This window comes from Nocardioides sp. Root682 (assembly GCF_001427795.1).
In the GTDB taxonomy this organism is placed as follows: domain Bacteria; phylum Actinomycetota; class Actinomycetes; order Propionibacteriales; family Nocardioidaceae; genus Nocardioides.
The window spans coordinates 1,034,151-1,047,180 of the sequence record NZ_LMHJ01000001.1 but is presented as its reverse complement, the minus strand read 5'-3'; the positions used below and the strand labels follow the sequence as shown (position 1 = coordinate 1,047,180).

Annotated in this window: 10 protein-coding genes; 6 read left to right on the top strand and 4 right to left on the bottom strand. The window is 63.7% G+C overall.

Going from position 1 to position 13,030, the window contains the following annotated elements; translation table 11 throughout:
- Positions 1-216: 216 nt before the first annotated feature.
- Both ASD84_RS25010 and ASD84_RS04850 read right to left on the bottom strand, forming a co-directional pair.
- Complete coding sequence (locus ASD84_RS25010; protein WP_156391584.1) at positions 217-372, bottom strand: hypothetical protein; 156 nt, start codon at positions 370-372, stop codon at positions 217-219.
- Between the two features lie 39 nt (positions 373-411).
- Positions 412-1,134, bottom strand: coding sequence for an NYN domain-containing protein (locus tag ASD84_RS04850; RefSeq protein ID WP_056707181.1), 723 nt, complete (start codon positions 1,132-1,134; stop codon positions 412-414).
- A 124-nt stretch (positions 1,135-1,258) separates the two neighbouring features.
- Between ASD84_RS04850 and ASD84_RS04845 the strand changes: the two genes are divergently transcribed.
- The 3 genes from ASD84_RS04845 (at position 1,259) to ASD84_RS04835 (ending at position 5,587) form a co-directional block, all read left to right on the top strand.
- Positions 1,259-3,175: a hypothetical protein gene (locus ASD84_RS04845; protein ID WP_056707179.1), complete on the top strand. Its 1,917-nt coding sequence runs from the start codon at positions 1,259-1,261 to the stop codon at positions 3,173-3,175.
- A 13-nt stretch (positions 3,176-3,188) separates the two neighbouring features.
- A complete protein-coding gene (locus ASD84_RS04840; protein WP_056707177.1) occupies positions 3,189-3,671 on the top strand; it encodes a hypothetical protein in 483 nt (160 codons plus the stop codon).
- A gap of 422 nt (positions 3,672-4,093) precedes the next feature.
- Positions 4,094-5,587: a hypothetical protein gene (locus ASD84_RS04835; protein ID WP_156391583.1), complete on the top strand. Its 1,494-nt coding sequence runs from the start codon at positions 4,094-4,096 to the stop codon at positions 5,585-5,587.
- Between the two features lie 249 nt (positions 5,588-5,836).
- Here ASD84_RS04835 and ASD84_RS25005 read toward each other — a convergent pair whose 3' ends face one another.
- Positions 5,837-6,196, bottom strand: coding sequence for a hypothetical protein (locus tag ASD84_RS25005; protein ID WP_156391582.1), 360 nt, complete (start codon positions 6,194-6,196; stop codon positions 5,837-5,839).
- 88 nt (positions 6,197-6,284) lie between these two features.
- On the opposite strand from ASD84_RS25005, the gene ASD84_RS04830 reads away from it, so the two are divergent.
- Positions 6,285-8,144 carry a hypothetical protein gene (locus ASD84_RS04830; RefSeq protein WP_056707172.1) on the top strand — a complete coding sequence of 620 codons (1,860 nt, stop codon included), beginning with the start codon at positions 6,285-6,287 and terminating at the stop codon, positions 8,142-8,144.
- A 339-nt stretch (positions 8,145-8,483) separates the two neighbouring features.
- Here the strand turns inward: ASD84_RS04830 and ASD84_RS04820 are convergent, their stop codons facing one another.
- Positions 8,484-9,695 (bottom strand): IS481 family transposase, encoded by a 1,212-nt coding sequence (locus tag ASD84_RS04820; RefSeq protein ID WP_056707170.1) that lies wholly within the window; start codon positions 9,693-9,695, stop codon positions 8,484-8,486.
- Positions 9,696-10,196: 501 nt separating this feature from the next.
- Here ASD84_RS04820 and ASD84_RS04815 point away from each other — a divergent pair.
- A complete protein-coding gene (locus ASD84_RS04815) occupies positions 10,197-10,589 on the top strand; it encodes a helix-turn-helix domain-containing protein (protein ID WP_056707168.1) in 393 nt (130 codons plus the stop codon).
- Positions 10,586-13,021, top strand: coding sequence for a translation initiation factor IF-2 N-terminal domain-containing protein (locus ASD84_RS04810; protein WP_056707167.1), 2,436 nt, complete (start codon positions 10,586-10,588; stop codon positions 13,019-13,021). The genes ASD84_RS04815 and ASD84_RS04810 overlap by 4 nt, the downstream gene beginning before the upstream one ends.
- The last annotated feature ends 9 nt before the right edge of the window (positions 13,022-13,030 follow it).

Sequence of the window (13,030 nt, the reverse complement as noted above, 5' to 3'; positions counted from 1 at the left end):
CGTCACTGGCGGAATGACGCACCCGCATATCAAGCAGATCCGGATGGGTTGTTCCCGGGTCTGCAGAACGAATACGGGCTTCCAGATCGGCTAGGACGAGTGTCTTGACTGGACGGATGTTCACGTGGCTGGCAGGTATCCCAAAGTTTTCAACGACGCCTTGCCTGCTGCCCACCTCAGGTGTCGGCCGCGGCGGGCAACAGGCATGGCGGTGGCTCAGCGGCCAGTCTTCTTCATGGTGAAGGAGCCGTCGCCATTGTTGACCTTGGTGTAGCCGCCGAACGAGTGGCGGCCGCCCGACCTTTGGCCGAGCCGGGCCTGGCTGACTCCGCGTGAGGAGCTGGCGCTCCTACTGCTGTATCCCTTTGCCATCTAAATCACCTCCTCTCGCGTGTTGAGGGTGGTCGGCCGTCACGCGGCCGGGGTCTGGGCCGACCTGGCGCGCGAGAGGCCGGTCGGGACCGTCGTGGTGTCATCGGCGGCGTGCTTCAGCTCGCGCGACAGCGACGGCAGACGCTCAAGGTGGCTGGTCGTCACTACGCGCACCTTGAGTCCGTGCTTCGTAGCGCAACGAGCAAGATCGGCGAAGGCGTGGTCGCCGGACATGATCACGAGCTCGTCGTGGTTCTTGGCGATCTGGAACAGGTTGACTGCGGCGCGCAGGGCCCGGTCTGCGCCGTCGGCGCCCATCGAGCCGACGACCCAGCCGATGTTGGGGCCGGCGATCGTGGGTGACAGTTTGCGGGCGGTGTGCCGGTTGCCGCCGACGACGACCTGGTCGCGCTGGGTGACGTCGAGTTCGGCAACGAGGGTGCGCCAGAGGTCGCGGGCTTCTTCGCGGGTGGCGCGGCCACCGACGAGGTTCTCGATGTCGACCAGGATGTAGCGACTCGGGCGGTCAGTTGCGGGTGCGGGGGTGGTGGGGCCGACGGGTCGCAGGGGTCGGGTCAGCGTTTCCAGGTGGAAGCCGCGGCAATTCGGACAGGAGAACGTTGCGTACTTGGTGTGCAGGATCGCGGCCCTGCTGAGGGCTTCGGCGGCGTCGCGCGCCTGGTGACGGTCGCGGTAGCGGTCCAGGCCGGAGGCGGTGCAGGTCGGGACCTTGTGGCGGGTGATGCGGGAGGTGCGGTTCATGAGCTGCTGCTTTCGTCGGGGCCGTCTTTGTTGGCGACAGGGACGACAGTCCGCCTAGGCATCGCAGGCATCCAGTGCTCCAATGCCTGGCAATGCCGAGGCCCGATTCTGCGAAACTCCTGCCATGCATGAACTGCCCCTGACGAAGGACCTCGTCGCCGCTCTTGAGCGCGCTGGCGTCGACCCGACGAGTGCCGAGCCCGGTGTCGTCGTGGTGCTCGCCGCGTACCTGGATCTGCTCGCGAAGGAGTACGGGTTGAGCGAAAGCTTGGACCTTGACACCGATCCGCTCGAGCGCGCGCAGCAACCCGGCCCCGTCATGGACGTCGTGCGCCACTACCTCGCCTCTGGCGCCACTGAGCTCGGTGCCGAGTCGGTTCGTCTCGGGCTCTACAACGTCTTCGTCGGCCTCGCCGGTGACGCGTCAGCACGAAAGACGCTGAACCAGAACATCCCTCTGACCGAGAGCAAGCTCGGTTATCTGGCGCAGATCTACTGGAACCTGGAAGCCAACGACGGACGCCCGAGGTTGCCGATCAAGCCCGCGGGCGGACGCGACATCCCGGTCCCAGACTTCCCGCGGGACTTCGCGACCATGCAGTGGACCGCGCGCTGCAACGAGAAGGGGCTGTCCTACAAGTCCTCTGGAGCGGGGTTCCGCAAACAGGGCGCACGCCTGGTCGTGTTGGCCGCCAAGAAACTCATGGAGAACTCTCAACCGATGCCTGACACCGCCCGCACCGCGCTAGCTATGCAGCCGACGTCGAACCCAGAGGCTCCTCTTGAGATCACGCTCAAGGACCTCGTCAAGCGCGCGCAAACGGAAGGTCAGCACGAGGTCGCCGTCCAGACCGCCACCAGCTACCTGAGCATCATTCAACAACGTGCCGAGGTGAACCCGTTCGAGTCCGAGCCCGAACTGGCTGAGGCGTACATGCTGCGGGGCTGGGCTCAGATGCACCTCAATACCGACCGCATGGAGCGCGGCACCCGTGCAGATTTCAGCCAGAAGGGTGACATCGATGCGGCGATCTCAAGTCTCTCAACCCTGGTGGATCTTGATCCCGACAACGTCGACCACAGGGCCAACTTGGTCGAGGCATACATAGTGCTGAGCATGTGGCAGTTCGGCGCGGACGATTCGGCTGCCGCGGTTGCCACTACACACCAGGCGCTCGCGACTGCTGAGGTACTCCCGGCCGACCACAAAGAACGACTGAAGGCCGAAACAGTTCTGTACTACGTGTTGGCGACTCAGTCGGATGGTTCAGCCGCGATCGAAGCGGCCGAGCGCGCAGAGTCTTCCCTTGCGAAGATTGAGGCAATGGAGCCGAGCGAACGCCCTGAAGACATGGGGCCGGATGCCATTGCGACCGTCCGCACCCAGATCCAGCAAGCCAGCCTCGGACCCGCCGCATTTGAGAGCCTGTCGGAGGCAGTCGTTGCTGCTGAGCGGTTGGTTGCTGCTGGGGAAAGCGAATCGAGCGTCATCGTCGACCCGCTCGTCAAACTCGCCATGGCCCTCTTGCAGTCCGGACGGCACTCGGAGACGGCCCAGACGGCAGCGCGCGCGCTTGCCTTGGTAACCCCTGAATATGTACATGCGCATCCCCGGTTTCAGTTGAGCCTCCTCATCGCGATGGTGTGGGGTGGTGACAAGTTTGATTTCGACAGAATCACCGAGGCTCATGCCGCCCTACTCGAAGACGCGAACGAAGCCGCCCCCGGCAACATGCGCACCCTAGGCTTGTTGCTCGTCGCGTTCATGGGCCTCGCGATGCGACGAGGCGATGCCGGCCTCGGCGCTGATGCCCATGACTGGGTGCTACGTGGGGTCGACGCCGCCCGGCGCATTCGTCCCACCGATATCCTCGAGGAGTCCAAGAACATCTTCGTCGGACCGCTTACCTATTTGTTCGCACACCTGAATGCAAGGGTCTCCTTGGAGTCAGACGACGAAAGTGCGGAGCCGAGGGAGACGATTGCCAGGTTGCTCGACGAAATTGAACCCGGCTGGGCCGGCGAGGGACCGCGGACGTGAGGAGGGACCACGGGTGATCGACGACGACCACTACAACGCGCAGGGAACCTTCTACTTTCCGGCCGGCTTCCGCAACGACGCCCAGTACATTGCATTCTGGGACACGGTTGCCATCCCGGACCGTGCACTGGTGAGGCTGCTGAGCGAGCAAGTGCAAGGCCTGTATCGGCAGGAACCCAAGGTGGCGGGCTCTGGCTCCGACGTGATGCGGAAGTTGGAGTCGATGCTGGAACGGGCCGCACTCTCACCGGGGGAAGTCGCGCTCCGAGAAAACAAGTGGCGCATATCGGGCCACGAACTCCTCACCCAGGTCTTAGCCCGTCCGGTTGCCCGGGCTACGGGGCTGGTCACGTACCTCCCTGCTGACCTCGGTACCACCGCACGGGACCGGGTCCTTGACCATGAGTTCGAGCTGGGAGACGGTCGCTGGATGAGCGCTCGTAGCCTTGTCGTCCGCTTCAAGACGCTGGACCTCGACTTCCTACGCCCAAGCTGACCGAACCTGTCAGATGGACGGCCACTCAGGGCGAGAGTCGTCGGTCTGATGCCCAGCCAGGTTGAACAACCTGGCTGGGCATCACAGTTAGATGGTCGACCGGAGAGCGCCCAGCGAGCTGCGATACAGGCAGGTGTTGGAAGTGGTCCGAGACGCGGTAAGACGCCCCTGTTCAGGGGATGCTGACCACGGCCGATCGAGGGAACAACGCTGTCACTGGGCCGTACAGCAGGCCCTTCTGTCCGATTCTCGAGTTCGTGCCTGAAGGCTCGGGCGCGCAGCCTAGGTTTGGGGGGACGCCCGGGACACGCTGAGGCGCTTGCGAGAGGCCGAGGCTTGAGCGAGTCCGAGATGCCGTCCGAACAGCTACGCGAACCACCCAGGAGGAAGTTGTGACTGAGCCCGGGACGAAGCTGGGTCACATGGCGGCGGTCGAGCCGTCGGTCACGCTGGTGCCGGTTGACGATGAAGGCGGGTTCCTCGTCTTCGGACAGCTGCCGGAATCACTGCAGATGGGCGTAGAGCCAGTCCCGTACCTCGGGGACAACCAAGTTCGAGACCTTGCGGACGCGCTCGCGAGTAGCGCAGGCGTCGGCAACCTGCTTGCACAGGGATGGAACGCCTACCAAGGCTCAGCCGGGCTCGTGCGGTTGGCACCGCAGACGCTGGCCGCACTAAAGGCTGGAGCCACCCCGCTGACGCAGGGTGGTTGGGCGCTCGGGACGCTCACCAAGGGCGGGAAGTTCGCAGCCCAGGTGCGTTGGGCCCCCGCGGGGGCTGCTGGCGTGGCTGCTGGCCTCGCAGCATTGGGCCCGGCGCTTGCATTGGTGGCAGTCCAGTGGCAGATGAATAAGGTCGGTAAGGCAGTCGAGCGCAATATCGAGTTGACCCGCACTGTGCTGGACGACTTACGCGAAGAGGCTTGGTACGAGCTGGACGCGGTCGCCCGGGTCGTGCTCGCGGAGGTTCGGGCCGCGCAAGTGATCGGCGAGGTCACCGACCTCACCTGGCAGTACCTTCAAGCGCAGTCCACCTTGCCTGTGCTCCTGAAGCACCGGCAACGCAACCGCGACGCAGTGACGCGCAAGCTCGGTGAGTTGTCAGTCGGGGCCAATAAGTCCGAGTGGTACCAGCGGCACTACGCAGACGTGCTTCGACACAGCCAGGCGGTCATGACAGCGCAGCAGGCCATCACGCTTCACCATCTCGTGCGCGCAGCCCACGCCCGCCGGAGCGGTGAGCCGCTCGACGACCGGCTGGCCAAGCATGTGCTGGACGAAGCTCGGCGGGACCATGAGCTCGTCGCGCGGCACGTCGATGAGTCCTTGCGGGCGCTGCACCAAGCGATGGCGCTCTGGTACGAAGCTTCTCCGGGAAAGCGCCTACCGCTGTTCGGGGCTAAAGACGTCCCATTGCTGGATCTTCGTGACGCTGTCGCCGATCTGCACGCGCGTGCCGTCGCTGGCCCGTTCCGGCATCTATCCCTCATCGACCAGCAGCGCACCCTCGGCATCAGCCAATGTGTCCAGGTCCCGGATGGCGACCGACCCTCAATCCAGCAGCGGCTGCGGTGGGTGCTGGCCGACGACGAGAGCGTGCTCCTCCTGGCCAAGGGGATCTACAAGTTCGGTAACGACGAGAGCCGGCACCTGCTCGTTGTCACTGAGCACCGAGCCCTGATGGTGGACAGCAAGGACCTCAAGGCGGGCAGAGCCACCGTTGTCGAGCTGCCAGCTGCGGGGGAGATGACGCGCACGCTGAAGGACGGACACGAACTGGTGGAACTCCAGGAGGGTGGCAAAAGCGGCGTTTTGAAGACCCGCGCCGCTGACAGCGTCATCTACAACGCTCTAACCGAGTTGCGCGCTCGCCTGGCGGCAACTCCGGCGGCCAGTGCTGTGCTGGAACAGGCCTAGGTGCACTCACGCTGGACTTGGCTTCCGGGCATTCCCGACTGCATCGAGATGCCTGGGGGTCGCCAGCAGGTGGGGGCCGAAACGGTTCCGGGTTAGAAAACAAGTGAACTTGCGGGCCATGAGGCTACTGGATTCTCGCGATCCACACCCCCGTGCAGCAGACCCCTGCCTCCTGCTAGGTCCGTGAGCGTCGTGCTCAGTGGTCTCAACGTGGTTGGACACTGAGGTCTAGGGTTCAACACCGACGCGTCAGTCGTGGCTATGCGCTGCCAGCGTGGTGTTGGCGGCGTCCTTGACTCGGGACGTGAAGTCGCTCGCAAGGATCTCCAGCGCTGCCTGCGGTGTGCGTCGGTTGGAGGCGACTGTGAATCGAACACGCTCCTTTGGGTCTAGTGCCAACAGGCCGAGCTGTGCTTCCGGGGTATTGGGATTGTCGGCAATGGCCTCGCGGACAAGTTCATCGGCGTTGGTGACCAGTCGCTCGAGAATGTCGACAGGGGTGCTCGGATTGGCAGCTGCGAACGCCACTGGTGCAGTCCCCGCACCGCCACCAACCACCACCGGGCAGGCCGGGCAGGCAGGGGCGGTGTGCGGATTGTGCGAAGTCACGGACCCGTGTCGGGTCCGGCCGCTACTTTGAACCGTCCATCGCCGCCCGGGCGCCAGGACGTGGAGACGTGGGGACCGCGGAGGACCGATGTACCGGCTCGAGACTGACAACGCTGCAGCACAACCCGACCCCACCGTCGACACGATCGCCGACGCCGTCGACCGCATCAAGGCGTTCGCCATCTTCTACTTCATCCTCATCGACGGTGATGACGAGGACCGATTCTTCCAGACGTCACTGCCCGAAGACCCCGACGACGTGTGGACCCTCGAGCACCGCAATGAGGGCGGCCAATTCACCTGCGACGTGCCCGCCGACCAGGTCGTCACCATCGCCGCACAATGGGTGGGTCTGCTGCCCGGGTTCGACCCCGGGCCCCCGTGGCGGCTGCTGACCGACGACGAACTGGCCGGCGGCAGCGACGACGGAGACTACGACGACCTCGAGGACAAGGACCCCAAGGACAAGGACCCCAAGGACAAGGACCCCAAGGACAAGGACCCCAAGGACCTTCCGGTCCTGACGTGGCTCCCGGGCACCGACCCGTCCCAGTTCCTGGTGGACGACTTGTTCGTGTACGCCGACGAGAACGGCCCGCTGATCCTGGATCAAGACGCGGTCGCGGACCTCGACGTGTACGGCACCGTCGGTTGGGGCACCGCACGCGGGCAGGACGGGAACGAGTACACCGTAAAGCAGGTACTGAACCGCGCCGACCGGGACCTGATGGAGTCCCTGTTCGCCGACCCGCAGTTCACTGGCCGGATCGATGACACGTTCTTCGACGAACACCAGATTCAGGAGCGCAGCACCAACCAATGGGAACGGATCCAGTTCCGAATCATCCTCGGGAAACTGTGGCGACGACGTGTCGTCGACAGGCTCCAACCGATCGCGGTGCCACTGGCTGAGCAGATCGTCTCGCTGCCCGAGTTCAGCCCGCGCAACGAGACCCTCATCAGGTCGCAGGTCGCTGCCCTTGTCGCAACCATCCCGGACGCGTCACCGCACCTTGGGCGCTACGTCCGCGAAGCGGTCCGGGATCTTGACCACGCACAGAACTTGACGGAGAAGGCGGACAAAGCGGCCAGGAAGGCCGCGAAGGGGTATCTGGCCGGCCTCTCGGCGGCAGAACTGGACCGGTTCGCGTTCCTGAACAGCGAGGAACGAGCGGCGGTCGTCGCTGTGAGCCATCCTCATCTAAGCGCCGAGCAGCTTGAGGAGTTCTCCTATGACTTCTTGAAGCCGCTGGCCAAGAAGTGGCCCGAACGCGAGCTGTACTACTCGACCGTGGCTCGGGCCCTGATCGGCACCGGCAGGACCCGCAAGGACGTGGCCGCCTTGCTTGGCATCAAACAGGCCCGGATGAGTGCCCGGATGGCCAAGGCTCCCGAGGACGTCACCCTGCCAGTCAACCATCACCTGCGGTCCTTGGTGGCGGGCATCGTTGAACTCAACGACACGATGCCTACCGTCGGGGACGTCTTCAACGCCCGAAAATCTGTGTGGCGGGTCGAGAATGCCGAATGGGAGCAGGAACGGGCGCAGCAGGCCGCACTGGGCGATGAGGTCGACGCCTGGACCCAACAGGTTCTGGCCGCCCTCGATGCCGCTGGCAAGGACCAGTTCGCACTACAGACGGGTGCCGAGCGCGAAGCGTGGTGCAAGGAGCTGCTGCCAGATCTTCCCAAGGTCGCCTACAACGCGATCGCCAGGAAGGTAGTCCATGAGTTGTGGCAGATCGATCCCATCGCGCGGTTGTTCAGGTACGGGCAGGCGGTCGTGGCGCTCAAGGAGCGCGGCTCCACGCGCGCGGGCGCGGCGCGGTACCTGAACATCTCTGCCTCCTACGCCACGGACGCCGAATGGAACGCTCTCAAGAAGCCGAAGGCCCGGCTCGACGACGACGACTACCTCGTGGAGTTGGTCGAGGCCTGGACGAAGTAGGTCCGGGCACGTGGCCCCCTTGGCAGGGATCGAACCTGCGCGCCTCCACATAGAAGGTGGTTGCTCTTCCGCTGAGCTAATCCCTTTACCCTTCGCCGCCCCGATGGACATCCACACCAGGGGCTTCCCTGACCTACCGCAGTTCCCAGAACCCCCCAGTTTCCTAGGGAATCGGGCTGATCCAACGGGATCGGCATGGCGGTCCTGAGAGCCGATCTCAGTCACTGAAGGACCGCGCAGTATCCATGGTGATGTAGCTACGTAGGACCCCAGAGGTCGCAGGTTCAAATCCTGCCGCCGCTACAAATGTGATGTCTCAGGACATCGAGGACAACGGACCTACGATTTCGTAGGTCCGTTGTTCGTTTTGGGTGCGGGTCCTGGTGGTCGGCCGGTGGGTTGGTAGTCGCGGGTGGGGTCCAGGACGAGTTCTCTGAGGATCTCTCCGGTCGCGGCGTCGATGATGGTGATGTTGAGGTCTTGGATCAGGAGCCGGACGTAGGTTCCGGCGTAGGTTCGCCCGACGCCGATGTGGTGGAAGCCGGTGCCGTGGCGCAGGGTCACGCTGCCTGACTTGCTGACGCGGTCGGTCCGGACCCGGTCGTGGGTCTCGGTGCTGCGGTCTGCGCCGGGTGTCGCTTTCGGGCGCGCGGCATAGGCGGTGGCGGGGGTCGCTCGGTGCTCGAGTGAGCGGTGCGGTCGGTGCTGGTTGTAGTGGTCCCTGAACTGGTCGAGCAGGGCCTGTAGCTCGGTGATCGTGGCGGGCTGGTCCGGTTGTGCGCGGAGCCATTTCTTCATGGTCTGCTGGAAACGCTCCACCTTGCCGCAGGTGGTCGGGTGGTTCGGACGGGAGTTCTTCTGGACGATGCCGAGGCGTCGCAGTTCGAGTTCGAGCCTTGTCTTTCCGCCGCGGTGGCTGGCGAACCGGACGGTGTAGACCATCCCGTTGTCGGTCAACGTGGACGCGGGATACCCGTGCTGACCTGCGGTTTCGGTGAAGGTGTCGGCCACGATCGGTGCGGTGATCCGGCGGTGGGCGCTGATGTGGAGTGCCATGCGGGAGTGGTCGTCGAGCCAGGTGATGACCTCCACGTCTTGGCCACCCAGCAACCGGTAGTGGGTGAAGTCCGATTGCCAGGTCTCGTTGGGTTGTTCGGCTTCGAAGCGGAGGTAGGACGACTTCGGTCGCTTCGATGGGTCCGGGACCACGGCGGTGTTGCGGAGCAGGATGCGGTGGATCGTGGCGCGCGACACCGAGGTCTTGTGGTGGTGGCTCAGGTGCCAGGCGATGGTCTCAGCACCGGCGTCGAGGCCGGCCTGGGTGAGTTCCTTGCGTAGGACCAAGATCAGCTCGACCGTGGCCAGGTCAGTGGCACCCGGACTGGTGTGAGGTCGCCGTGAGCGGGGTTCGAACGCGGCCTCGCCTTCGGTCTTGTAGCGGGCGAGGAGTTCATAGATCCACGACCGTGCGACGTTGTAGTCGGCGGCGACCTGGGCCACGGGCCGGTTCTCGAGGGTGACGGCGGTGATGACCAGGCGTGCCTTCGACATGCTCGAGCATCAGGGCCCAACCCCTGCCCGGAGTTGTCTCCTATGTCCTGAGACATCGTGTCCGGGATGTCTTGAGACATCTGTCCGGTATGTCCTGAGCCAGCACACTGCCGCCGCTACAAAGTGCATAACAGCAGGTCAGAGGTGGTTTCCGGAGTCATTCGGAAGCCGCCTCTGGCGTTCCCGCCGAGACCGAAGTCAGCAGGAAGTCAGCAAGCGTCGCCCTCGGAGGCGCCGATGTGAGGCCCTTGCGACTCCATTGTGAGCGGTCTGGTGAGGCGGTTGGTCAGCGGTTCGCACCACCAAGTCGCCGGCGATCTCTGGCCCGGCGGCCACTGTCACGACCTGTTCGTTTGCCCAGGGAGTGAACTCAACCCACGACGTCGCGGGGTCTCTGATCACGCCCGCGCAGAGTTCTTCCGAAGATTTCCTTGCTTTCACATGTTTCAGATGGTTACAGTTGCTGCAGTTAGTTGCACCTGTGTCAGTTGGAGTGAAGCGATGTCAGAGATCCTGCCGGACGATGTCCAGGCTCTCCGCGATGCCTTGGCGGCCTCGCCGGGGGAGGTGACGGTCACCCTCAGCCTGACTCGCAAGAGTGCCGAGAAGGTGCTCGAGCTATTGGAAGCCGAACACTCAACCGGTGCCGTAGTTGTTCCAGTGAAAGACCTGTTCACCAGCACCGAGGCCGCAACAATGCTTGGCATGTCCCGCCCCACGCTGATGAAGCTCGTGGATGCAGGTGCCGTCGAGCACGTTCGAATCGGCACGCATCGACGTATCCCAATGCGAGCGATCGTTGAGTATCAGCGGCACCGCCGTCTCGAGCACGAGCGGAGCGTTGCGGCAGCGGCGGAGTTCCGCAGCAACATCACCTTCGGGGGCACCGAGTGAGTCTCGACGTCCAGTTGCTCGACCCTGTCGAGTTCCTCCAGCCCAACCGGCGGCTGTTGATCGACACGAACATCTTCATGGACCCCGACGCGCGTCGCGCCGGAGGCTTGAAGCGACTGTTCGAGCGGGGCCAAGACGCGATCCTGGAGAACAGCAATCCCATCGTCGTGCCGACCAAGGTCATTGGTGAGCTCACCAAGCAGAGTCGGCGTGACCCCTCCCGGGAAGCTGAAGAACGTACGAAGGTTGCCATCAAGAAGGCTGGTATCGCGCTGAGCTTCCTTGAGGATGCAAGCAAGGTCGGCCTGGTCCGGAAGGACCTCGGAGACGACAGCAACCCCTACGCAGACGACTTGTTCTTGCGGATCTTCGAACGTTTCGCGCCGGCGTACGAGATGTGCCTCCTGACCCGCGACATCACCATCAAGTTGCGAATCCGGCTCCTTGCCCATCGGCTCGACAAGCGCCTCCTGACCGGCGTGGTCACCAAGGATGGCGACCTGGAGATCGAGTCTGACCAGTCACTCTTCGACCGAGGGCTCCGCAAGTACGCCTTGCGCACATCGAACGTCGCGGAAGGCAACGGCAACTTTAAGGACAGATCGGAAGTTGCGTCACTTGAGCCGCTGCTCGAACAGTTCCGACAGGCGTTGGACCTCAAGGCGCCGGAGGCCAAGGCCGGCGACCGGCCTGCCAAACCGTCCGCGCCTCGGGGGAGTTCGGGTCGCGCACCGACGGCGCAGCCGTTCAGCTCGACGTCCAAGATCAAGCCGCGCGACGCGGTGCTGGCTTTCGCGTCCCTTCCTACGGAGGGGGACCGGGTGTCGTGGGAGTCCGCTAGCAAGAGCGGCACCTTCCTCCTCGGCTCACTGCTTGGGGAGGGTGGTGAAGGTTCCGTGTACCAAGGTGACCGCAATACGGTCGTCAAGATTTTCGACAAGGAGCACGTCACTCGACACCGCAAGGAGAAGGTCGAACTGCTGGTCCGCAGCGGGATCCAGGCAAAGGGCCTGTGCATCCCCTCCGCGATGGTCTGCAATGCCGCAGGCGAGTTCGTCGGCTACGTCATGCCCAAGGCGACTGGCCGCGAAGCACGGACGATCTTCAACATCCGAAAACTCGAAAAGGACTTCCCGACTTGGAACAAGTCCGACCTCGTCGACATCTGCATCTCGTTCCTGGAGCAGGTGCAACACCTGCACTCGATGAACATCATCCTCGGTGACATCAACCCCAAGAACCTGATGATCGACGACCGAAAGAACGTCTTCATCATCGACGCGGACTCCTGGCAACTTGAGGGGTATCCCTGCCCTGTCGGCACGCCGATGTACACGTCTCCCGCGATGCTCGGGAAGACCTACGCGGACGATCTGCGGAGTATGGAGGACGAGCTGTTTGCAGTCGGGACGATGCTGTTCCAGATCGTTATGACGGGACAATTCCCCTACATGCGCACCGGCACTGACGGTGACATGGTGCAGCTGATCAAGGAGGGCAACTTCGCCTTCCAGTACGAGAACCGCAACAACAAGGACCAGCCTGACGGCGACTGGAAGTTCATCTGGAGCCACATCCACAAGCCCGTGAAAGACCTCTTCTGGCACACCTTCCACAAGGAAGGCAAGCGCTATCGAAAGCGTCCGACGGCAGTCGAATGGCTTGGAGTGTTCAAGGCCTATAAGGCGTATCTAGGCAATGAGCAGTTCAGTTTCGACCCAATGTCGAACAGCGTCCGTCCCATCCGCCCCAAGGCGTTCAAGCCGGATACGCCCATCCGCGACTGCCCGACCTGCGGACGGAAACACGCGATCGCCGGGATCTGGAACGACGAGAGCCAGGACTACTTCGTCCCAAGTGCCTGCAACAAGTGTCGCGGGTCGTCGGTGAGGGGCGCGATTCCGGCTCGCTCTGCGCGCGCGGGACTAGATCCGCCGCAGCCTGCAACCGCCACGAGTACCGGAAAGACGCGGGTCTCGGCACTCGCCAAGCAGTACGGCATTGCCAGCAAGGATGCGTTGGAGAAGCTCTCGGCTCTCGGCGAGTTTGCTAAGACGGCGTCCTCCAGCGTGGGGCCCGACGCCGTAAGGCGATTCGAGACCGCGTATGGGGCAGAGCTCAGAAGTGCTCTTCGCCAACGGACAAAGGCTCTCGACCCCTCTAGGCGTTGCGCCCGCTGCCGCAACCCATTCATCACCTACGGGAACGTTGAGTGGCATCAGCGGGCCGGAAAACCGGTGCCGACGACACACAAGCCCGGTCCGGGCGGCACGTATCCACCTGGATGTTTCCCTCCCTCTCCCTCCCCGCGCGGATCCACCACCACTACGTCAACGACAAGTGATAACAAGCCCAAGAAGAAGGCCACAAAGCAGCAGCAAACGACGACCACAAAAAAGAAGAAGGGGTTCTGGTCGTGGCTGTTCGACTAAGAGGCCTTC

Excerpts from the sequence above, each read along its gene's own strand:
- ASD84_RS25010 (WP_156391584.1), bottom strand. The coding sequence starts at position 372 with ATGGCAAAGGGATACAGCAGTAGGAGCGCCAGCTCCTCACGCGGAGTC.
- ASD84_RS04850 (WP_056707181.1), bottom strand. The coding sequence starts at position 1,134 with ATGAACCGCACCTCCCGCATCACCCGCCACAAGGTCCCGACCTGCACC.
- ASD84_RS04845 (WP_056707179.1), top strand. The coding sequence starts at position 1,259 with ATGCATGAACTGCCCCTGACGAAGGACCTCGTCGCCGCTCTTGAGCGC.
- ASD84_RS04835 (WP_156391583.1), top strand. The coding sequence starts at position 4,094 with ATGGCGGCGGTCGAGCCGTCGGTCACGCTGGTGCCGGTTGACGATGAA.
- ASD84_RS04830 (WP_056707172.1), top strand. The coding sequence starts at position 6,285 with ATGTACCGGCTCGAGACTGACAACGCTGCAGCACAACCCGACCCCACC.
- ASD84_RS04820 (WP_056707170.1), bottom strand. The coding sequence starts at position 9,695 with ATGTCGAAGGCACGCCTGGTCATCACCGCCGTCACCCTCGAGAACCGG.
- ASD84_RS04815 (WP_056707168.1), top strand. The coding sequence starts at position 10,197 with ATGTCAGAGATCCTGCCGGACGATGTCCAGGCTCTCCGCGATGCCTTG.